The sequence below is a fragment of the Clostridium sp. DFI.1.208 genome (assembly GCF_024463855.1).
Taxonomy (GTDB): domain Bacteria; phylum Bacillota_I; class Bacilli_A; order Erysipelotrichales; family Erysipelotrichaceae; genus Clostridium_AQ.
In genome coordinates this window covers 1-21,666 of sequence record NZ_JANGCA010000060.1, presented here as the reverse complement: position 1 = coordinate 21,666, position 21,666 = coordinate 1, and the positions used below count along the sequence as shown (strand labels likewise).

Sequence of the window (21,666 nt, the reverse complement as noted above, 5' to 3'; positions counted from 1 at the left end):
ATACCGCCTGTCCATTTTTATCAGTCACAAGGACTTTTGCTGTCTGTCCCTTTGCATTTTTAGCAATAGGAGCTTTTTCCCAACTTCCGTATGCATCTATATCCTTTTTGGATTTAACGGTAAATTCGACACCGGCCAGCTTATCAGCTTCACCGGCACCATTGTCTGATATCTTGATAATGGAGAATGCCTGAGCCTTGACACGTTCCTTGACCGTTTGTTTCTTTGTAACGATTTCCACACTTTGTCCTGCATAATCGATAGATACATCATACTTTGTAGGATCTAACGTATATCCAGTACTTGGCGTCTTTTCCTGAAGGGTATATTTACCTAAGTAAAGATTACTTACAGACGCTTTTGCATTGGCATCCGTCGTCAGTGAAGTGACTAATGCACCTTTCGCATATTTGACAGATCCGTCGGCAGGATCTAGGATATTTTCTTTTGCCTTCAGCTCATATACCGCACCTTTTAAGGTAGCTTCTCCTTGTGCGGCAGAACCGGTGACGTTGTCTTCTTTTGTGAGCTCTAAGCGGCCGGTCTGTCGTTCATCTTCACCAGTCACTGTGATCTTTTGTTCGTTGCTAGTGATCGTAACAGGGTAGGAAGTCTTGTTTAAGATATATCCTGATGGAGCGATGACCTCACGCACGGTGTATTGCCCGAATCTTAGATAACCCGATTCTACATAGCCTGTGGCAGTTGTCACGAGTCTTTCTAACTCCTGGCCTTTATCATTGTAGATGGCATAGGTAGCACCTGCGACCTGTTTTCCAGATTTAGGGTCGATCTTACGCAGCTGCACCTTACCTTTGACCCAGTTATTACGTGCAGTATAGGTTGTCGTCTGATTAGCTTCGACAGTTACTTCACGGATGGTAGTGTCGAGTACCAGGTGACTAGGGACTGCAGTTTCCTGCACATAATATTTCTGTGGTAACAGGTTATTGACAGTTACAGTACCATCGCCCCCTGTTTTGTAAGTTCCGATAGGAGAGGACATGTCTGCATTTTTAGACACTTTGAAGGAAGTATTCGGAACTACCGCTCCATCTTCGTCCTGCTTTGTGATTTTCAGTGATCCGTACTTATTAACTTTGACATCAATAAAAGTAGACAATGGGTCCTTTACAAAAAACTTAACCATATCCTGAGACCCTGCCTTCTGATATACAAGGCTGGTCCCTACACATTCATCTGGAACTTTATTGTATTTTACTTTAGAATTATCTTTGGATTCTTCCGTCGCAGTAATGGTGAGTTTATTACCATCTTTTTTTACCTTCAATCCATCAGAAGCTATAAAATTAAATTCATTAAATACGCCATTTGTGTCAGTGAGTGTAATACTTTCCCCGACATTTAAAGTGATTTCTTCCCTGTGAAAAGAAGGTCGAATGGAATGACTATCAACAGCTTTCTGAATTTTAGATTTATACCCACTATAGTCGAAACCGGAAGCAGTAACACTCCACCCCATCTTTTCCCAAATCATTAAATTCGTTGTAAATTTATAGTATGTGACATCTGATTTGTTTCTGTTTTTATAATAGCCTTCATATGCTATAACAGAAAGCTCATGTCTAAGGGAGGCATTAAATTCACTTTCAGCATATCCTCCACCTGCGATCACTTCTGCCTGTGGATCTATACAGAAAACCACATCTCCATCCATCTTTAATGTGAAACCCTGTCCCCAAGCTGATTGAGAGCCTTTAGTAACCTGATAGGAAATACCATCTATAAATGTCTTAGTGGCCGTGTGATCTGCGGCATAGATTGGTAACTGCATATTTGTTAATACAGTCAAAACAGTTAAGATACCTATAGCTGCATCTCTTATTCTATTTTTTATTTTTCGTATCATTTGCTTTCCTCACTTTCTGTAAACACGAAAAAAGGCCAGTGACTGGCCTTTTACTATCTTATATTCGTATAGGGCCTTACGGCCCTGAATCTACCAACCTTATAGTAACTCATCTTTTCTCCTTTCTACGCATACTTATAGTAACTCATCTTTTCTCCTTTCTACGCATAAAGGACAGATTTCTAATCTGTCCTTTTCATTTCTCTATTAAATTTTCAAAATAGTGACTATTTTGGTATTTTTGTGTATAATATAGATGAGATATCTTATCTCAGTGAAAATGGAGATAGTTTGAAAGTAATCGCCCCGAGCTCGGTCAAAAGTCAAGGGGCGATTACTTTTTTAGTATCTTGATCGTTTCCTTTATTGTTAGCACAATAAGAAGAATGATATACAAGTCTAAATTCAAGTAATCACCTCCAGTATTGGAACCGAAAGGGTCTACTTCCAATAAATTGAGGTCTATCACTATCTTCGCTTTCAATTATACTATAGTTTATATTTAAAATAAATTTCTTTTTAATAAAAGTCTACTGTCCAAACATCATTACGTTCACCACAATTATCATAAACTGTCCATGCATGATATCCGTCATATCCTTTTTTTCCCCATGGTCCTTCACCATAATTCAATTGTTCATTTGCGTATGCATCTGCTGCAGCTTCAGAATAAAACACTTGTCCGCTATTTCCTATAGCACCAAAATTTCCGTCAGAAACACATGCATTAGGCTGTTCTGCTGGTGTGGAGGTTCCAGAATTTCCTGAAGATGATCCTCCTGATGTTGTACCACTTTGTCCACTGGATCCTGAACTCTGATTGGATTGTGCAGGAGAGGAAGGGGAAACTGCCTGCGTCTGTTGGCCAGTGCTGCTGTTCTGAGAAGTTGCGGCCTCAGAATTTTGTTCTGTCGTTGCTTTCTTCTCAACTTTATTCTTCACAGTGACCTTGAATGTTTTATCTGTAGTATTTCCATTTGCATCGAACGCTTTGACAACTACTTCATAGGTACCTGCTTTCTTCGTATCCAGCTTGCCCTTGTCAATATAGTATCCGGATTTCTTGATTTCCTTGTCACTGTACTTCAAGCTGCCATCGACGGGATCCTTTACAGATTTTACATTGTCCTTCAATGTCAGCTTATCTCCGGCTGTGATCGTGATCTTATCCTTCTTCAGTACGATTTTTGGTTTTTTGGTATCTTTGACAGTTATCTTGATTTCCTTTTCTGTAGATTTATCACCATCTGTAAATGTGACTTTCAGCGTCTGGTCTCCGACTTTCTTTGCATCATATCCGGAAACCTTGTCGACTTTGACATTCTCGTCTGACTCCTTTGCGTCATATAGTTTATCGTTATCCAGCTTATCACCGTACTCTACAGTCAGCTTCTCTGGCGTTTTGACCTGTAGGTCTTTGACACAGCCCGTCAATATCAATGCTGCCACTGCTATCATACTTAATAACTTTTTCATTTTCTAAATCCTCCTCATCACCCATTTAGACTTTTTTATCGATTTATTTTTTCTTTCGTTTTGCAAAATATTTTTTTATGAATTTCCGTTCGAATTTTTCTTCTTTTTCATATGCCTGTTGGAAAGCAGATAGCCTTCTGCTTTTTCCTCCAAGTATTTCTTCAACATGGCAAGTTGCCATGTTGTTTGAAACATAGTCCGTCAAGCCTCTTTCCAAAGCATCTCTACATCTTTACCACTGTGTGTTAATGCGATATGGATGATCTGTCCGCTCAATGTGATATCATAACGATTCATTTCGATCTGTCGTAAAGCTTCCTCACATTTTTCTTTCAACAGTTTCGGATGCTTGTCATATTCTTCTTTCTTTAAATACTTTAATTCGATGATATAGGAAGGAAACTTACTCGTCTTGCTTTGTAGGACGATATCGTATCTGCCTTTTCCAGCCTCCTGATTACTCTTTACCTCATAATCTGCATATAGGCAGGCACACATCCCTAATAGAAGAGTATGGTAACTGTTTTCACTGATCAGATCATGATAACTTGTAGAATTCAATAGGAAGTCTCGGTAGTTTTCTATGAACACATTAGGTTCTTTATCGTATAAGCCTCTCATCATCATAGTGAAAATATCATAGTCTTTATTCAAATAATTTAGAGTAAGTCTCTGAAACTCCTCTGCGACCTCATTGTTTGGAATCTCCAATAAATACGTGCTCGATTTTTCTTGTTTTATTGTCAGATACCCTGCATTTACGAAAAGACCCCATAGACTTACAGCATCTGATTCTTCATAAAAACATTTTTGAAGATCCATTACGGTCTCTACCTGTTTTTTTTCTATCAACTCTTCATACTTGGTTTCGAATCCGGATTTATGTTCACCGTGTGTTTCTGGTTTTTTTCTTATTTCCTCCATTGCTTTTTTTATAAGCTGATTAGAGCTTACGTTCACCCAATAGGGAATCAGCTTATGATTCTTCGCATAATTGAGGATAGACCAGGGATTATAGATTTCTGTTCCACCGATATTATAGCCATCATACATTGCCTTCACTTCATCAGAGCATTCTAAGCCATAATACTTCAATAGGATATTCACTTCTTTCTTCACGAATCCAAAGTGTTGGGAATAGGCTTTATCACTTACAGTCCGTACCTCCGGGTTGTTCAATCCGGAAAAGATATTTTCCTTTGCGACCCGCTGTATCCCGGTAAGCATAGCATTTTGCAAATTCGGATTATCTTTCAGTGCACTGCTGAGCAATCCTGCAAGTGCGGAGTGTATCTCGCTATAAACATTTCCGACATGCGCTTCTATAAACGGTGTGTCATATTCGTCTATGATGAGCATCACTTTCTTTCCGTAATATTGATGACACTTCTCCATGAGATATGCTATCGCCTGGTCGATCGTTTCTAAGCTTCCATCATCTAAGCTTGATAATCCTTTCATGATCAAGTCGAACTTTGGTTTATCGAACATATCCGGATCTTTCAATAGGTGGGCGTTACATCTGTAGGCTGTCAATAGCTGTTCCTTTATACATTTTACGATTCTCATCTGACTGCCTTTCGCATCCGCAAAGCTCAGAAAGATCGTAGGATATTGGTTCATCTCACGAATATATTCCGTATCCATGATCGCAGTATCCTTGAAGATATCCTTTGAATCCTTTGTGATGTCGAAGAATTCTGCCATCATACTCATGTTCAATGTTTTCCCAAAGCGTCGAGGACGGGTCACCAGTGTTACTTCTGCGCCACTATCCAAAAATTCTTTTATCAATAAGGATTTATCGACGATATAATAATCTCCTGTTTTCAATTTTCGATAATCTGAGATACCGATCGGTATCCGTTTCAAACCTGTCGGTCCATGTTCGACTATTTTTTTGTTTTCGTTCATATTTTTTCTCCATGCGGTCTCTCCGCTGTCTACTCCTACATGGCAACTTGCCAGGTAGCTGATCTTGCTTGTTTTTTTACTTTATATCAGGTCACTTTAAAGTGATTCCTGTTTTTTCTTCTACTGATTCCACATACGTATCTACGTCGATATAACCTTTTGAAAGATCCTCTGCTTTGCCCATGACTTGAGAAAGCACATACTCGATATCTTCCTTTGGTACGCCTGCCTCAAATAATACCTCTGCCACGGTTGATGCATAGATCCTGCTGGTCGTTTCTACCAGCTGCTGTTCCCGCATCTGTTGCAGTTGCACATCTCTTCTACTCATCGCATCTTCCTTCTTTCTGGCTACCGCTGTGCTCTTCTATACCCGGCTGCCTGTGCCTCTTCTTCACTGTTGAATATGATCAGATTTTTTGAGTCCTCCATATCATCATAGGATCGTTGGCCGGGACAGTGATAGATCTTCGAATCCTTGTTTCCGCGTATCTCCACATCGGTATCGTTTTGCTCTTTTTCTACTCCTTTTTCCAAATGACTCTCTCCGGTGATATAGTCGATCGTAATACCGGGCTGTACATTGTATACGAAGACATTGAACCGGATACCTTCTCCATGGTCTTCCACCGACTGCGCTTCCATCTGTACACCGGATGCTACGAGGTCATCACCTTCAAATATCGGAGTGACCCGATACAGTACGTGGTTATTCGTTTCCTGGATATGATCAGCAACCATATCTTCAAATGGCAGCATACCTTCCATGTTCATATACCGAGTACCGGTTATCAGATTCTTCTCGTTGGCATTTTCACCGGTCAGCTGGAATCCGATCAGATGGCACCGGTTATAGAGATATTTCCCATCTATCAGGTCATCATACCTGACGGTATGCCAGCCGGAAGGCTTTATCATTCCGATGGAGCCTCGTTCTTCTGTAGGCATCAGATCTTTTCCGATGTTTGCCATCGCAGCTCCGCACCGGCCTAGCTCATCCAGCTCACTGTAGTTCTCATACGATTTCGTAGACAGCTCATCTTCCATGAAAGCCGGTATATTGCCGTCGATTTCCACATACGGTGTACCGGAGTAAGCTGGAATTTCGGAGATATCGATATATGATATATCTTGTTCGTTCTTCGTGCTATGCGGTGAACAGCCTGTCGATGAAAGGACGAGCAAGGAAGACAATAGTAATTTGATGATCGTTTTCATGATCTTTTCCCTCATTTCTGTACCTGGCAACTTGCCAGGTCAGGTTCAGACACTCTTTTCCAACTAAATTCTACTATAGTAGAAGTTCAAAGACAAGTGTTTACCCGCTCTGCCTATCTACGATTTCTTTCATTTTCTTTCTTTGTTTTGCTTTTCTCATCCTTCGATATAGCAGGAACGTTATGGCAAGGACGATGATCAGTAGGAGGAATAGAGTCGCAAGTCGTATACTATCGTACAGGAACTGCAGTGTGATAATCGTGAGAAGGATGAGTACGATGACACCCACGGTTATCCATAAGAGATGACATAATACTTTTTTTGTATACGACGCTCCGTGAAAGCCGGAGATTCGTGCATGGTCCTTCCTCATGAACTTCTCTAGTCTATCAGGATCCATAGGATAACACCTTCTCTTTCTCCAGTTCTGTAATGAGCATCTGCTCTAGCTGTATGTCCGCTTCCTCCTGCATCCATCGCATGTCCTCCGTGTTCAAAGCAGGGCGGAAAGGGAGAGTAGGGTCCAGTGCTGCTCGTTTGTCCCATAGCTCCAGTGTTAGATCGTCTTTATCGATGATTCCCTCCAAACTGTTTTCATCCAGGTCTTGTGAAGCTAACCACTCATCACAGCGATCCTTCAGTATCTCGCTGATCTGTCCTTTTTGGACATATTCGTGATAGCGGGATAGGACAGGTTCCATATCTTCCTTCGTGTATACGTTCAGATCAGAAACTGTGACACCTTCGATTCCTATCATCTTCAAGAGCTCAGTGCCGCTTCCTTTTGCTATCGGAAGACCATCATATAAGAGGACCTGAAGATGGGTGCCATCTTCCTGGATCTCTTCTGTCAGCGTGTAACCTTTATGTGCACGTACGTACGCTTCCAATAGTCCTTCCTGTACTTTCTTTGGCATCTCCTTATGCTGGAGAATGTTGACCAGATCCGTTGCGATCTTTCGTGCCTGCGCAAGGGAATAGACAAGTCCCGGCAGCAACTTATGCCCGAGCAGTTGAAGTGCGTCGTCCTTTTCGTCATAGAGATCCATAGCTTCGTCCTGAAGCCGGACTGTTATGCTTTTCATTTCCTTTGGATCCTGTATTCTATATTCGACCAGATTCTTATGCCAACCCTTACGCTGTATATCCGGTTCATCATCGATCAACAGCATCACTTTTAGCCCTTCACTCTTAGTGAGATCATATGCTTCTCTGAGATCTGATAAAGATAGAAAGCAAACACCATCTAAAGATTCTTTTCGCAGTCTGTCTATGACCTCGTCACTGACGCAGCGTAGATAATAGTCTTTGACTCCCGGATACTTACGTTCACAGTTCGTATTGATATATCCTTTTCTGCTTTTTAAGTCATTCATTGCTTTCAAGCACCTCCTTTTCTATCTACCTGGCAATTTGCCAGGTAGATACAAGATCCTTTGTCATTCTAAAGATTTATGGTCATCTTCATACGTCATCTCATGATCTCTGCTCATGGTTTTATATCCGAACATTCTGTCAGCTTCATCACTCGCTCTGCAAAGAGCATAGGACAATATGATGAAGAGGGAAACGATCATCCCTATAAAAAGTATCGATATCATGCTTCTCCCTCCTGTGTTACATAGCAGTTTGCTAAGTAATTCATTGTTATTGAGACTTTATGACAATCTTTGATGAACACTTTTCTCATAGTCGTCCAGCAGTTCTTCTGTTGACTTTAGAATATCTGATTGCCATGCAGCTAAATTTATCAGACGATTTTTCTGAAGCTTTCTGCCATAAAGTCATACAGTCCAATTTCATCAAGGTCTATCGTTTGCATGTCGGATGCATGGACATTGCTTATGACTGTTAATATTTCGTCATATATATCTGGAGCAGCTGTCTTATCAAGGTAGGGAATCAAAATCTCCTGTAGTTTATTTTCTACATCGAGCAGATATTTCAAATCACAGTACATTGCAGTTCTCCATGTTTCCAGATAAAAATAGAATTTCATTTTTCGTGCAGAGTTTTTGAATACAAAGGGCAGATGCGACATTATTTTGCAGATCGTATCAGGTTCATACATTTTCATATAAGCCAGAAATTTATTCGTCAGAACAGAATATTCCTGATGTATAGAGGAGAGATTTGTAAAATCAATATGCACATGTTCGCTGGCCTCTTTTTCCTCGCGCATATCTGCTGCAATTTTGCCTAATTCATTGAAATAGGTTGCAATAAGCTTTTTTGATGCATACATTTCATCACGTATCGATTGAAATAATGTCCATCTCATTTCAATCGTAGATTGTTTTTTGTAGAGCACTGTGGATGTAATCCAGGTAAGTACTGCTCCCAAAAGCGCCGAAACCATGATCGTTATAATTTCCATGGAAGATACCTCTTTTCTTTTTGAAAGAAGTATATCACAAATGATTATCCATGTGATCAGTAGTTGTATATTTACAAAAGTGAATTTTTTCATACTTTTTTTTGAATGACTCCATGTTTTTTTCACACCTTCTGTTCTTCCTTATGGTTTGGATCGATCATCTGGCAACTTGCCAGGTGATGTCTTACTTTATCACGATCTGCCATTTTGCATGATACAGCGCTTGGATATGCCTAGGCAGACCATAGAACCAAGTCTTGTCGACGGTTACGATATTCCCGTTCTCCTTGTTTCTCAGTACCAGATATTTCTTTTTCTTCATTCGATTTCCAAGATCACAGTGGAGCGTCAGAGTTCTTATAGTGCCGGCTTCGCATTTCTTCCACACTCAACAGAGCATTACGTTTCACTGTGACCCTGACCTCCTTTCCGATCGTCTTCATGGTCCATCCCGTCTTTCTTCCCGTATGTCTGCCAGAGTAGTTCCAGCTCCTGTCGTTCAAGTTTCTTCTCTTTGAGCAGTCTCTGTGCGATCAGGGCTACCAGATCCCAGTGCGCATACAGGACCTGTGTACAGTGCTTCCGGCAGTCTTCATACAGCGTATAGCGCTCCTGTCGCGGCATCTGCTGCAGGAGTTCGAAACACCGGTTATGGTCGTCAACTGAGGATAGCTCGGAATAGACCATCTTCTGTGCAAGCATCCCATATCTTCTCGCTGCGATATCTCCAGCGAGTAACTTGCACAGTATCATGCACAGAGGCAATTCTTGTTTCTCATAGCGGCAATATCCTCCCACCGGACCATCCTTCCCTCATCGCAAACGCAAAAGAGTGCATGTAGTATGAGAAACACCAGATACAGCAGGGAACGTAGGATATCCGCGCCCTGATAGAGGAGGTCGGAAAAGATGGTCACATTCATATAGAAGAGGAGGAACGGGAAGCTCACCTCTTTCTGAAACAAGTAGCGTACCAGCACGATGAACAACAGGACCATCCGACACGGCAACAGGATCTCCTTCTCATCAGGGAGCGCTTTGCGTAAGCCGCAAAGCGTATAGACGCATGCGAATGTCAGGGACATCGTCAATACCACTTCGGTCAGTATGGAAAAGGAGGTCTTCAGGATACAGACCAGATGATGCGGCGTCATATGCCGGATATAGGTCCCCGCCTCATTCTTCCATAGAAGGAATCCGATGAGGAGGAAGTACGTGATCGTGACGACCACGTACGTCATTCGCTGATGACCTCCAGGATCACTGTTCTCGATCTGGAAGGCTTCGAGCGATTTTGACTGATCGACCCATCTTCATTGATAGGATCATCATCCTTTACGATGACCCTGACCTCTTTTCCGATCTTCTCCCTGCAATAGTCTGCGATCGCTTTTTTCCCGAAACGCACATATGCCGCATAAGCGATGATGGTATTGTTGTAATTCTGTAAAGTAAGTAATTGTATCTGTGGTAAGTAATCTTCTAAGGTCATGTTTTATCGCTCCCTTGCTTTTTGTCCCATCTTGTATGCGCAGACACCTAAAGAGAAGCCGGCTGCGATGAGGCAGGGGATACTGATGTAGTTCAGCTCTCCCTGCAGCATGACGATCAGTAACAGCTCCGATATACCGGCAACATAGATCCAGAAAGTGTTGTACAGACAGTCCTCTTCCGTATCTGCAGTCAGTTTCGCTTTTAAATATTTATTCTTCTTCATGTCCATCTTCTCTCTTTCTCCGATTTTCTTTTCCCAGCAGATAACAGAGGAATGCCGAGATGTTGATGATCAGGAATACGATCAGCTTCCTTATATCTTCCATCCCTCGTCCTCCTGATATCTCCTTTTCGTTCTGCATGAAATGGCAACTCCTATATCCATTCTCGTCGCTTCCATTGCTGTCACCATTTTTTTATCATGCAGATACGTCAGCTTCAGAAAGTCTTCTCTGCAGGGGGTGACTGGTCGCCCTATGATCCCGTCTCTTCGTGCTTTCCGTACCTCTCGTAACTGACGATCTCTGCGTATCTGTTCCTCTTGAAGGACAGCTTCACATGCTCGTATCAGGCATGCGAATGGTTCCGGCGTCTGTTGATCGATTCCTTCCTCCGGCAGCTGCACGTATCTCGTCTTTAGCGCCTGCAATGCTTCTGATAATCCTGTATATGTTTCATTCTTCATATGATCCCTCCTCACGATGGTCTTATCTGAAAAAACGGATATATGTATGACTTCATCCGATGATACCTTGGAGCGCTCGACAAGCTTCATGCATGACAGCTGCTTTCCAGGATCTCACGCAGCATCGCCTCCAGACGATAGATATCGCTTGCCATCTTTATCCGCACGTAGTCGCTGCCTTCCCCTTGTCTTGGTAATCGCTGAAAACATTCTTTCAAGTGATACTGTAACTCCTGTTGATGCTCTTTTGAATAACTGCGCAGGCGAGCTTCCACCTCATCCCATGTGATCTTATCGGACTCATGAACGAGCTTCAGATCATCACAGCTGTTTCCATATGTATCATCGAAGTCGATATCGCCATCTTCATCGATAGAAAAGTATACACGTTTATGGTCCTGATCTTCCATGATCACTCCATCATCTTTCATCGTTGCTTTTATCCAGTCGAAGTAAAGGGGAGTATACCGGAATGCCTCCTGTATACAGTGCTTCTGTATATCTGTCTCTGCCAGCTTCAGAGATTCGCTCTCTGTCAACGGGGTCGCATGATGCGGATAGAGTGCTTCATTGCGCCGCTGATACCACTGATGGGCCAATTCTGTCTCATCATCACCTCCGCGATGCTCATCAGATGCGACTAGATCATATACAAAGGATTCCAGCAGCTCGGAAACCTTCTGATCGTGCTGTGCTGCAGCCTTTACGAGCTGCTCTGCTTCTGTTTCTGTAAGTCTTAGCTTGATTTCATATTCTTCCATTTCTATATCCTCCTTCATCCTCTTTCCCTATGTATCGATATGTCCCTTATATCCAGCCGGAAGAATCATCTACGACCTCAGACCATACGAAGCTATAGCCGGTCGCATTCCTTCTCGTCTTTCCATTACAGCTGTCCAGGATTGTCTGGTAGCTGCAGTATTCCTTTGCCGCTGCTTCTCTGGAGCTTTTATAAAATGCGAGAATGTTCCTGTTCTCTGGATCTACCTTATAGATTCCTCTTCGTCGGCTGCGGCTTGCGAACATGCTTCCTGCCTCCTGTTTCGACAAAAGAGTCAGATTCATCAGCCTGTCATCTGTCTTCAGGCCCGTGTGGATCAAACTGTAGCGCTTCGTATCATAATTCCCATGAAAAGCTCTCCATACGAGCTGCGCGACCTTGACTTCTTTCTTGTTTATCTTGATGAAGTAGGGAGGGACGCCTTTACGCAGATACGGCTTCAGCATCCGCTCTCTTTTGTTTTTATAGATACGCTTGACTCTTCCCATATTGGAGATATAAAGATTTTTCGTCGTATCGACCAGTTCCCACACCTCCACATCGATCTCTTTCTGCGTGATCATCCGTATCGTTTCCTTCATTAAAATGGCAGATCGTCATCGGAGATATCCAATGCTGCAGTGCTTGTGAACTCACTGGAGAAGGACGGAGTGCTGTTGCTCATAGTGGTGATGCTCTGTGTGCTTTCCTGTCCGGGTACGTAAGCATGATCCGTACCTCCTGCTTTCCGGCTGTCCAGAAAGCGCACATTATCCGCGACCACCTCTGTTACATATACACGCTTGCAATCCTTGTCATCATAGCTGCGCGTCTGGATACGGCCCTCTACACCTACCAGAGAGCCCTTGTGCGTATACTTCTCTACACTGTCTGCGGTCTTGTTCCAGACGACAGTGTTGATGAAGTCAGCTTCCGGCTGTCCCTCCTGTTTGAAAAGCCGGTTGCATGCGACCGTAAAAGACACGACCGATGCGCCATTCGTCGTCTTCCGTAATACAGGGTCCTTCGTCAATCTTCCCACTAATACAACTCTATTGATCATGATAGTTCCTCCCGTCTACACATTCATATGGTATATATCCCAAGTATTCTCCTATGCTTTTATCTCCGGCCGTCACCGGTCTGAGGGCGTTCAGATCCGCCTTGCAGATATGGCATCGTATTTCGCGACTGGATAGTCTTTTATCTTCTTCGATCATACCTGGTATGTTTCTTCTCCGCAATAAACTCTTGGACCGGCATCGTCCAGGTCTCTTCGAAGTGTTCCTCTATGAAATCGAAGACCTCGGTAAGTCTTTTGTTATGGATCCATCTCATCATTTGGACGTGCTGCCGGAGACCATCACATCCACGGAACAGGTATCTCAGCATGATGACGTTTTTGTATATATTCCACTTATGATATCTCTTCATTTTGACATTCCTTTTTTGTGAATACGAGCCAATGGGTATCACCACGTCTGTTTCCGAATAAAGGCGTCGTATCCATGAGCTTCAAGACCTCATTGACTCTGATCTGACATTCGTTCCATTTGAAAATCAAGAAGCCTCCTGATTTCAACACTCTCATACATTCTTTGAACCCTTGAGCGATATCCTGCGACCATGTCTCACTGAGCTGACCATACTGAGCCTTCATGATAGAATTCGGCCCGGCCCAGCGAAGATGTGGAGGACCGAATACGACCATATCGAATCGTCCATCATCATATGGGATATTTCGAAAGTCTCCGATCACATCAGGATCGACATGGACATGCTTTCCATGGATATCTCCATGTTCTTGCCTGATATCCATATAAACGACATCGGGATGGTGTTTTTGAAACCAAAATAATTTTGATCCACAACAAACATCAAGTATTCTCTTTGCCAAGTTCATCACCGCCTAGATAGGATCTCATGTTCTCCAGCCATGCTTGGTATGCTTCTTCTCCGTAATAAGCTTTTGGATCGACTTTGAATCGCATACATTCGCTGACATAAGGATCATAGACCGCTGTATCGCCGGTATCCAGAAAGATCGTTTCCTCCCGATAATGACCGGTCTCATTGTAATACGCTTCCCATATACGGATCTGTTTTTTGATTCGTTTCAGTAGTGTGTCATCGTTATATATTTTCTTCATATCATTCAGCTCCCTTCGTTTAGCGGATATCTGCCCTCGATCTGACGTTTGTAGAAGACTTGAAGCCCATGTAAGTAAAACGCAACGATTGGGTTCAGGCGCATCCCGCATTCTGTCCGCAGCCATCGTTCCTCCCGGTCATAACGGTAGGGCAGTTCCTCATCCAGCTCGATCCTCAGGAGGAATTCTTCATGGCATGAGGACTCTTGTGCATACTGCAGATATCGCTCATATTCTATCAGGGAGATCGGTCCCTCCTTATCTGCCTTCCGGTATCGCTGTCGGTAACGTTCTATGATGTCATCATATGCAGCACTTCCAAGCCATATATGACTTTTGAAATCCCCAATAGATAGGGCATCAGCAAACTGAGAAGTCTCCATCTTGGTCCAAACATCCTTCCAGCTCACTCTCTGAGGGAAGGTGAAGACGGCATTCCCCAATGCACTGCATACGAAGATCTGATGCCTCCAAAAGAGGTATTCTGCTTTCTTTTTCGGGATCTCCGAATCTATCCAGACCAACCGCCACATATCCGTGCTGAGCTCTGTAAGAGTGAAACCTTTTCCCGATATAGGGACACTTTTCTGATATCTCCTCCAGACACTGCGGATCACATCGTGGAGTCTTCCGGCAATCTCCCCATGTCGATGTGCTACTTCCTCATCCGTGATACAACGCTTTCCATTTTCTAATACACATTCAAATTCTGCTTCAAAGTTATAGAACAGGGTATCTTCCTCGACCGGAAGCCCCATGTCTGCCGATCTATTAAAATATTCCATCATGATCTTCTGCAGGGACCCATCTGCGATCTGCTCATAAAACTCTTCCTTGTTTTTGAAATGAACCGTCAACATAGTTTCTGTCCTCCTTATATTTTCCTTCTATCGTGAAGCTACGTACCTTACACTTTCTACGAACCGCGATGAACCGGAGCAGTCAAGGAACGGAACGTAGGGTGGAGATTTTCCGATAGGAAAATACGACCCGGTCATTGACGGTGTAGGCGCATGCGGTATTCCATAGCTACATGGCAAGTTGCCATGTAGCCGCCGGCGCTCATGCCGGCAGAGTCTTTTGATTCAGCTTTTTGTATTTGTTGGGCCAGCTAAAGGTCGTTTTTGTCCTTTTCCCAGTAAAGATCAAGCTGAGAGAGGAAAATAAAACACCGCATGAGAAGCAGTGTTAAGGTATATCTATTCGTTTGTTTTATTGTAGAATACGGAAAGGTCATCACAGCGGATCTGTTCGAATCGTTTTTCCAGTTCTTTCAGCCATCCTGTAGGATATGCTACATCCGCTGCAACATCTCTGCAGTATTTGAACAGCAGATAGTGACAGATATCCTCGTCCGTTCCGAATACCCGGATCCCACGCGGATCCTCAAGGACTCTGTATCGCTCGTTTTGTTTTAGGACATATTCCCTGTCATCATCTCCATGGCCGATACAGTATTCATGGTCTTCCTCGCTGATCTCGATGATGATCCTTTGTGAAGTGGATGCCAGGTCATTCCGTAGTAAAAATAATAGTTTCGCTTGTTTCATGTATTCTTTCCTCATCTTCTTACAATGCCTGTATATCAGTAAAGAACTGATCCAGCAGGCATTGGATACTGCGATCTAATTCATAGACGTTCTGGTGATAATAGTCCAGCTGATGTTCATTCCCTGTCTCATCATGGAAGACTCCGTTACGAAACCTGGTCCTGTATTTGTGAAAGATCGACAAGACCTGTTTATAAGCCCGGCTATGCTCTGTCCGTCCGCCTTTCGCTTCATTGTAGTGTGTGAATACGATATCCTCTGCGCAAAACTTCTTCAATAGATAATTCGTCGTATATTCGATGGTCTGTTTTGCGAAATTCAATGCAGCGATGCGTCTGCGTACATAGCGATGATACTCCGGCTTGCATTCCGTCTTATGGAGCCGTTTTCCTTTCTTGACATGATCCGTCTTACCACACACTCGCAATACTGTGTCCAGGAACTTTTGACGCAGCTTCCAAATGAATTCATCCCACAGATTACGGCCACTCTGCATGTCTTTCCCGTAAACGAAGTTCTGCAGGGAATTGCTGAAGATGGCCTTCGATGGGATACGGTTACCATCCTTATCCAGTCGATAGTCACCGGCTCTATATTTCAACACCTTGTATCTTTCCGGACAATCCGCACTTGCGAATCTTCCGGTCCTGCTGTCGAACCAGCCATCCTTCTTGTAAACCATCCATTGTGTCCTGGCGATATAGATCCTGTCTATCATGGTTATTCTAGCATAAGTGCCGCATCCCATGGTGATATTTTCAACGAAATAAGGGATCGGCTGTTTCAGACCACACAGCTGCAGGACGTACTGACGTATGAAGCGTTCCCGTTCCTCAATGGTCTGGAGCTTCTTCGGATACAGGACTGTGATGGAGACCGCATAACGGGTATTGCGTTTCTTCGTGCAGGCATGATCCATGAAATCCAGGTAGGCATCAAGAAAGGTGTCTTTCTGCATGGGAAGCTCCATGTCGAAGAAAAAAGGAGTATCCTCTATATACTTCAGAAAAGCATCCCTGTTCAAAGGGGAGAAGTGGATATAAACACCCTTGGAATATCCATCTACGAAGAGTTCGTCTGATACGAAGTCGAAACGATAGTTCTTCGACTTATAGCATTTGATGAGATCATCGAATATCATCTGGTCGAGTTCCATTTTATGATTCCTTTCTTTATTTTTTTATGTCTGAAGATAGCACTGATAGATTGCCATACGCTATCAGAGCAGCGCTCTCTTATCTATACACAAGCTCGTACGCGACTTGTTTATATAGACTTTTATTCATAGTTTAATTCTAATTTCAAACTTTATTTCAAAGCTTCAGAGCATCGTTTTGTCATGATATATATAAATCTTTATCTAAAAATGAGAAAAGCCTTCTACAAGGCTTTTCCGGTCGTTGTAGCGAGTATTTTCGTTTGAGACACTTTTTCTTCGAGGGTGGAATTTATGAAGTGATGAAAATACTAAAAACTTTATTCTCAGTTCTAAGATAAAGTATAGTCGTTTTACATCATTACTTGAAAAAAGAAAATCAAACCTATGATATAGATTAGAATACTAAACACTATATACAAAAGCCAAACTACAACGATCAAAATATAGAAAAAACGTATGAATGAATAGATATATGTGATCGGACATCTCGTTTCGTATTCTATTTTAAAAGATAGATTGTTTATTCGGGGACCGAGGTCGAGATCCCACTCTGGCTGATCATCAAAGAGAAGGCAAAGCCATATACCGTTATTTAATATAAATTATATATGTCTTTTTGACTATCTTTTTATATCTTCTTAAATGTCCGCAAAGCCTTATTTTATCGTCTCTACGGGCATTTTGCTTTTGTGGTAAACCTCACATATCTAGGTCTATCTTCTTATATTTTCCCTATCAATCGTGGTTAAAATCGTGGTAAATACTTCTATGCAATTAGACGCTGAACCTCTGATTTTGCGGTATCTATGGACGCATGAGCGTACCAGTTCATTGTGATACTAATGTTGGAATGTCCCATGATATACTGTAAATCTTTTGGGTTCATGTTCTTGCTTGCCAGCCTTGTGCAGAACGTATGGCGTAGCGTATGCGGTGTGATATGTGGCAAGGGATTGTCCTTATGGTACTTGTTGTATTTCTTTACCATACGGACAACAAGCATATTGTAATCAATCGCAACTTTGGGCTTGCCTTTATGATTGACAAATAGAAAGTTGCCCCGTCCGTCTATCACAAATGGTTCTGCCTTTGGGCGTTTTTTCATAACCCGTTGAAATGCCTGTATTGTTTCTCTGCTTAATGGCACTTGCCTTATTCCGCTCTTTGTTTTAGGCGTTTCAATGTAATAGCCTTGTTCCTTGCTCTTTAGTAACTGGTGGTCAATTATCACAACTTCATTCTTGAAATCAATATCGGCTACTGTCAGTCCGCACAGTTCCGAGATACGAAGTCCTGTTTTTAATAATATCAGCACATCATCATAATGCTTGTGATACACATTGTCCGTCTTGATAAATGAGAGTAAGGCTTGTTCTTGTTCCTCTGTCAATGCGACTTTCTCTTTGGTATCATTTTCTAGGACTTCACTTAACTTGAAATCAAAGGGATTTTTCCTTACACAATCGTCTTGTATGGCGATATAGAATGACGCTTTTAATGAGCGTTTATGATTGTTAATGGTATTGTAGGAAAAGCCTTTGTCTTTCATGCGTAACGCCCATTCTTTAGCGTCAGAGGGTTTGATTGTATCAATGCTCCTAGCACCTAACTTGTCCTCTTTCAATAACCGCATGAGTTGTTCCCGTTGTTTCTGTGTGCTTTTCTTCACATTTGCCCTCTGTGCGTTCTGTTTGGCGTAGAGTTAGCAAAGCGTCATTTTCTTGCCTGTGCTGTCGATACCGTCCTCAATATCCCGTCTTATCTGCTGTTCCAGTTCTCGAAGTGAGGGTTTTTCCCGCTTTCCCTTTGGTGTCGGGTCTGTTGGTGTCAATCTCCAAGCATACACATATTTTGTGTTTCCAAATGCGTCTACATATTTATATAAGTATTTTCCGTCTGTTCGTTGGCTCTCTCCAGTATGCAGGATACGACCTTTGTTATCCCGTCTTTTTTCTTTCATGGTGTCTGCTCCTTTCCTTGTTGGAAAGAGCCTTGATATGACTTGTGTTCATCATAACACATACAAGGCTCATTTGCATTAGATTGCGTCCAATTTGTCGATAACCTGTTCAAACTGTCGGCGTTTAATCTGTATGCGGTTGCCATTCATAATGAGCCAGCCAGCGTCCTTGTTTTCCTCTGCCAATCGTCTTAACTTGTTTTCTCCGATACGGAAATACTTTGACGCTTCTTCAATGGTAAGGGTGTATTTTTCCCATACGGGAATATCGTTGTTATTCATCAGATACCCCCTTTCCCATGTTTCGTGTCATACTGGATATAAGGGATAAGGTCGGTACGGTTTATCCTCTGTAAATGGGCGGTTAATTTACTGGAAAGGGAATTGCTGTATCTTGCCTTATCAAGCATAGTTCCCACTTTTTCCAGTCCACCTAATGCGTCATGTTCTTCTAAGAAATAAAAACTTTTGACAGCGGAAATCACGCCACCCTCTGTGAGCCATTGCTGTGTTTCCTCAAGGGAATTTTGCTGTTTTGGTACTTGCAGTTTTAAGACTTCCACAGCCCCTAAAAAGCGTTCCCAAAACCGACAAGTTTTCCACCTGCTCTTATTGCTTTCGTTTCTGTTTGGTACGACAAAGCGTAGGTTGTTTGCCAATAGACCGAAAGCCAGTTCTCCAAGTTCCAGCGGTCTTTCCTTGAATGTCATGGCAAAAGCATGAGCCTTATCATCACGCAGTTGCATTTCTGTCCGTTTCCAACTGCCGACTTCATCAAGTGTCTTATTATGTTTTGAACAGACTTCCTTATCCTTATCATAAAAGCGGTAGGATAATCCAGATTTTCCAGCACCGATATAAACAGTCTTTGCGGTGTCGAAATCGTCAAACTTGCTTTCATCAAAGTGGTAGCCCTCACTATTAGAGATAAATTCCTCTTTTTCGCATTTCTTCTTTATCTGCTCTATGGTAAAGAATGGCTTTTCATTCTTATCATCAATGGCAATATCAAGCCTTGTGAAGTGGAAGTTATCCAGTCCGTATCTTCGCTCACAGCGTCGGAACATATCCCCAAAGGTATAATTCCTACTGTCAAGAATGCGGAAAATATCATCACAACCTCTGCCAGTCATAACGAGATAACAGCCTAGCCCTTGTGGGTTGTCCTCTGTCTTTCTTGCGTCCCCCGATACATAAATATCTCCAATCTGCCAGCGTGCTTGATAGGTTTTGTATTTAATGCTTGCCGGATAAACATTGAAAATGTCAGTCGGTAAACCTAAAATGTGCATGATTACATCTTCTGCGGTTGCCGTTTCAAATACAATGCTGATGTAATCAATCTTAACGGATAAATTTTTGTGTGTAGTTATAGTGCATTACTCCTTTCGTACTTCCCGTTTTTTGCGGGGTAAAAATCGTGTTTTTTCCTTTATTTATCACAGTTTCTAGGTACTATGACATGTATGCGCAGGGCGGTGTTACATATACGCCCTTTATAAACGCCTAAAGGCGTTCCCTTTCTTCCTGTGTCTGATCCGTTCTTGACGCTCACGAGCCTTGTAAGGCTCGTGGCTAAACGGAACAGCCCCAGTCAGAAACCTTATTTTCGGTCTGATAGTCCATGCTTATTCATGCTATCAAAATGAAAATACATCTTTTCTATGCTTACTCAAGCGTGTGATTGACCCTAGCGTGCTTAATCACTCAATCTATCACGATAATAACTCCATTAGAATTACTTGTCAAGATATTTTTCTTGACTTTTTACAACAAAATAAGTATGATAGGCTTATAAAGGAACGTAAAAGACGGGAAAGGAGAAGCTATACTAAGTTATGGAACGTTATATAAAGAAAATGAGTTTTTTGGGAGAGAACATACAGACCATAAGAAAACACAGAGGAATGAAACAACAGGAACTGGCAGACAAAATCGGTATCAATATGCAGAGCCTTTCCAAGATTGAACGTGGCGTGAATTATCCTACCTTTGATACGTTAGAGAAGATAATGGACGTGTTGGGAGTAACACCCAATGAATTATTGTCGGGAGAATGGAAGTATATCGACCACACCGAGCCCTATATCATGGATATTATCAAACGGGAACAAGACTTTAATGTTTCCTTAGATTATCTGTCTGAAAATGAGTTTTTCAATGATGAAAAAGAATGCAGATTTTACAAGGCATATAAACTCATACAGTATATCCATAACTACATTACCAATGAGGTTACGGAGTTGGAAGAACTTATGGAAATCAAGCAGTTGATACAACGTCAAAAACTGGAACGAATGATAAAAGTACATAAGGAAATGCGAGGGTTAGACCGATACAGAGAACAGCCCAAAGAGTATAAATACCATGACCCTTATGATGATTGGATATTCCGTCAGCTTGCAGATATAGACAACAGAAACAACATTCCCGACACTTCGCCACAATTAGATTTTAATGAGGGAGATTATGAAGATTATCTAAAGGCGAAATGGAACAGAGGTCTTTAATTTCCTCTTGCATGGAAGATACAGCAAAGAAAAAGCTTTTTCTTTTCTGTTGTGGGGTAATCAAGAGGAAGAAAGAAAAAGTGTGCATTTTTGTTCCATAGAAAAATGCTAAGGGTATGCTGATTTTTATTGTGGCGGATATATGGAACTGTTATAATGTGGATATGAAGAAAGCGACAAATTTGAATTTTCTTAATTGAAATAAACTAGACATATATGTCTAATCCTTATAAATACGGCATTTCTCACTTTATGTCGTGTTGTTTACAGATGAAATGAGCTAATCTATCGATGAAAGGAGGAAGCGAATGGAACAGCAAAAAGTTGGGAGTTTTCTAAAAGAGCTTCGTAAAGAACAAAATCTTACCCAAGAACAATTAGGCGTGTCTGGAAGAAGCGTATCTCGATGGGAAACAGGAGTTTCCCAAACAAAAGGATATTAAGAAATAACCTGTGTTTACCTGCTTGCAAATTATTGTATTTGGATAAACGAGAAAAAAACTTTTTATTGACAGATATAATATCAGATATTATAATTGTCCG

At 42.0% G+C, this 21,666-nt stretch carries 27 protein-coding genes and 1 pseudogene; 2 read left to right on the top strand and 26 right to left on the bottom strand.

Annotation, left to right across the window (positions count from 1 at the left end; all coding sequences use genetic code 11):
• The 26 genes and pseudogenes from NE665_RS20325 to NE665_RS20200 form a co-directional block, all read right to left on the bottom strand.
• The coding region (locus NE665_RS20325; RefSeq protein ID WP_256302617.1) for a SpaA isopeptide-forming pilin-related protein at positions 1-1,870 on the bottom strand (1,870 nt) is incomplete at its 3' end.
• 519 nt (positions 1,871-2,389) lie between these two features.
• On the bottom strand, positions 2,390-3,346 hold the full coding sequence (locus NE665_RS20320; protein ID WP_002611209.1) for a hypothetical protein: 957 nt from the start codon (positions 3,344-3,346) through the stop codon (positions 2,390-2,392).
• Between the two features lie 201 nt (positions 3,347-3,547).
• Positions 3,548-5,260: an AAA family ATPase gene (locus NE665_RS20315; protein ID WP_233104850.1), complete on the bottom strand. Its 1,713-nt coding sequence runs from the start codon at positions 5,258-5,260 to the stop codon at positions 3,548-3,550.
• Positions 5,261-5,351: 91 nt separating this feature from the next.
• On the bottom strand, positions 5,352-5,591 hold the full coding sequence (locus NE665_RS20310) for a hypothetical protein (protein WP_002611217.1): 240 nt from the start codon (positions 5,589-5,591) through the stop codon (positions 5,352-5,354).
• Positions 5,592-5,611: 20 nt separating this feature from the next.
• Complete coding sequence (locus NE665_RS20305) at positions 5,612-6,478, bottom strand: DNA/RNA non-specific endonuclease (RefSeq protein WP_002611219.1); 867 nt, start codon at positions 6,476-6,478, stop codon at positions 5,612-5,614.
• Between the two features lie 100 nt (positions 6,479-6,578).
• On the bottom strand, positions 6,579-6,878 hold the full coding sequence (locus tag NE665_RS20300; RefSeq protein WP_002611221.1) for a hypothetical protein: 300 nt from the start codon (positions 6,876-6,878) through the stop codon (positions 6,579-6,581).
• The gene (locus NE665_RS20295) at positions 6,868-7,854 is read right to left on the bottom strand and encodes a hypothetical protein (RefSeq protein WP_002611223.1); all 987 of its coding nucleotides are present in this window, start codon (positions 7,852-7,854) and stop codon (positions 6,868-6,870) included. Before NE665_RS20295 ends, NE665_RS20300 begins: the two co-directional genes overlap by 11 nt.
• A gap of 63 nt (positions 7,855-7,917) precedes the next feature.
• On the bottom strand, positions 7,918-8,079 hold the full coding sequence (locus NE665_RS20290; protein WP_002611225.1) for a hypothetical protein: 162 nt from the start codon (positions 8,077-8,079) through the stop codon (positions 7,918-7,920).
• Between the two features lie 149 nt (positions 8,080-8,228).
• The gene (locus NE665_RS20285; protein ID WP_002611226.1) at positions 8,229-8,855 is read right to left on the bottom strand and encodes a hypothetical protein; all 627 of its coding nucleotides are present in this window, start codon (positions 8,853-8,855) and stop codon (positions 8,229-8,231) included.
• Positions 8,856-9,039: 184 nt separating this feature from the next.
• Positions 9,040-9,177 (bottom strand): hypothetical protein, encoded by a 138-nt coding sequence (locus NE665_RS20280; RefSeq protein WP_002611501.1) that lies wholly within the window; start codon positions 9,175-9,177, stop codon positions 9,040-9,042.
• 77 nt (positions 9,178-9,254) lie between these two features.
• The gene (locus tag NE665_RS20275) at positions 9,255-9,557 is read right to left on the bottom strand and encodes a hypothetical protein (protein WP_233109008.1); all 303 of its coding nucleotides are present in this window, start codon (positions 9,555-9,557) and stop codon (positions 9,255-9,257) included.
• A gap of 47 nt (positions 9,558-9,604) precedes the next feature.
• A complete protein-coding gene (locus NE665_RS20270; RefSeq protein ID WP_002611230.1) occupies positions 9,605-10,096 on the bottom strand; it encodes a hypothetical protein in 492 nt (163 codons plus the stop codon).
• Positions 10,093-10,347 carry a hypothetical protein gene (locus NE665_RS20265; protein WP_002611232.1) on the bottom strand — a complete coding sequence of 85 codons (255 nt, stop codon included), beginning with the start codon at positions 10,345-10,347 and terminating at the stop codon, positions 10,093-10,095. Before NE665_RS20265 ends, NE665_RS20270 begins: the two co-directional genes overlap by 4 nt.
• A 3-nt stretch (positions 10,348-10,350) precedes the next feature.
• Positions 10,351-10,572 carry a hypothetical protein gene (locus tag NE665_RS20260; RefSeq protein WP_038274694.1) on the bottom strand — a complete coding sequence of 74 codons (222 nt, stop codon included), beginning with the start codon at positions 10,570-10,572 and terminating at the stop codon, positions 10,351-10,353.
• A gap of 90 nt (positions 10,573-10,662) precedes the next feature.
• Positions 10,663-11,034 carry a hypothetical protein gene (locus tag NE665_RS20255; RefSeq protein ID WP_002611238.1) on the bottom strand — a complete coding sequence of 124 codons (372 nt, stop codon included), beginning with the start codon at positions 11,032-11,034 and terminating at the stop codon, positions 10,663-10,665.
• A gap of 86 nt (positions 11,035-11,120) precedes the next feature.
• Positions 11,121-11,795: a hypothetical protein gene (locus NE665_RS20250; protein ID WP_008729102.1), complete on the bottom strand. Its 675-nt coding sequence runs from the start codon at positions 11,793-11,795 to the stop codon at positions 11,121-11,123.
• 46 nt (positions 11,796-11,841) lie between these two features.
• Positions 11,842-12,378, bottom strand: coding sequence for an NUMOD4 domain-containing protein (locus tag NE665_RS20245; protein ID WP_038274772.1), 537 nt, complete (start codon positions 12,376-12,378; stop codon positions 11,842-11,844).
• Positions 12,379-12,395: 17 nt separating this feature from the next.
• Complete coding sequence (gene ssb / locus NE665_RS20240) at positions 12,396-12,854, bottom strand: single-stranded DNA-binding protein (RefSeq protein WP_002611994.1); 459 nt, start codon at positions 12,852-12,854, stop codon at positions 12,396-12,398.
• A gap of 357 nt (positions 12,855-13,211) precedes the next feature.
• Entirely contained in the window at positions 13,212-13,613 is a 402-nt protein-coding gene (locus NE665_RS20235) for an SAM-dependent methyltransferase (RefSeq protein ID WP_347285935.1), read from the bottom strand.
• A gap of 58 nt (positions 13,614-13,671) precedes the next feature.
• On the bottom strand, positions 13,672-13,944 hold the full coding sequence (locus NE665_RS20230; protein ID WP_002611900.1) for a hypothetical protein: 273 nt from the start codon (positions 13,942-13,944) through the stop codon (positions 13,672-13,674).
• Between the two features lie 5 nt (positions 13,945-13,949).
• Complete coding sequence (locus tag NE665_RS20225; RefSeq protein ID WP_109771457.1) at positions 13,950-14,804, bottom strand: hypothetical protein; 855 nt, start codon at positions 14,802-14,804, stop codon at positions 13,950-13,952.
• 339 nt (positions 14,805-15,143) lie between these two features.
• The gene (locus NE665_RS20220) at positions 15,144-15,494 is read right to left on the bottom strand and encodes a hypothetical protein (RefSeq protein ID WP_002611897.1); all 351 of its coding nucleotides are present in this window, start codon (positions 15,492-15,494) and stop codon (positions 15,144-15,146) included.
• Between the two features lie 19 nt (positions 15,495-15,513).
• Positions 15,514-16,650 (bottom strand): hypothetical protein, encoded by a 1,137-nt coding sequence (locus NE665_RS20215; protein WP_002611896.1) that lies wholly within the window; start codon positions 16,648-16,650, stop codon positions 15,514-15,516.
• A 769-nt stretch (positions 16,651-17,419) separates the two neighbouring features.
• Positions 17,420-18,613: pseudogene (locus NE665_RS20210) on the bottom strand (site-specific integrase).
• A 78-nt stretch (positions 18,614-18,691) separates the two neighbouring features.
• Positions 18,692-18,895, bottom strand: coding sequence for an excisionase (locus NE665_RS20205; RefSeq protein WP_002607397.1), 204 nt, complete (start codon positions 18,893-18,895; stop codon positions 18,692-18,694).
• Positions 18,895-19,956, bottom strand: coding sequence for a replication initiation factor domain-containing protein (locus tag NE665_RS20200; protein ID WP_302387072.1), 1,062 nt, complete (start codon positions 19,954-19,956; stop codon positions 18,895-18,897). The genes NE665_RS20205 and NE665_RS20200 overlap by 1 nt, the downstream gene beginning before the upstream one ends.
• Before the next feature lie 495 nt (positions 19,957-20,451).
• Between NE665_RS20200 and NE665_RS20195 the strand changes: the two genes are divergently transcribed.
• A complete protein-coding gene (locus NE665_RS20195) occupies positions 20,452-21,123 on the top strand; it encodes a helix-turn-helix transcriptional regulator (protein ID WP_044906876.1) in 672 nt (223 codons plus the stop codon).
• Between the two features lie 308 nt (positions 21,124-21,431).
• Entirely contained in the window at positions 21,432-21,566 is a 135-nt protein-coding gene (locus NE665_RS20190; protein WP_118002936.1) for a helix-turn-helix transcriptional regulator, read from the top strand.
• The last annotated feature ends 100 nt before the right edge of the window (positions 21,567-21,666 follow it).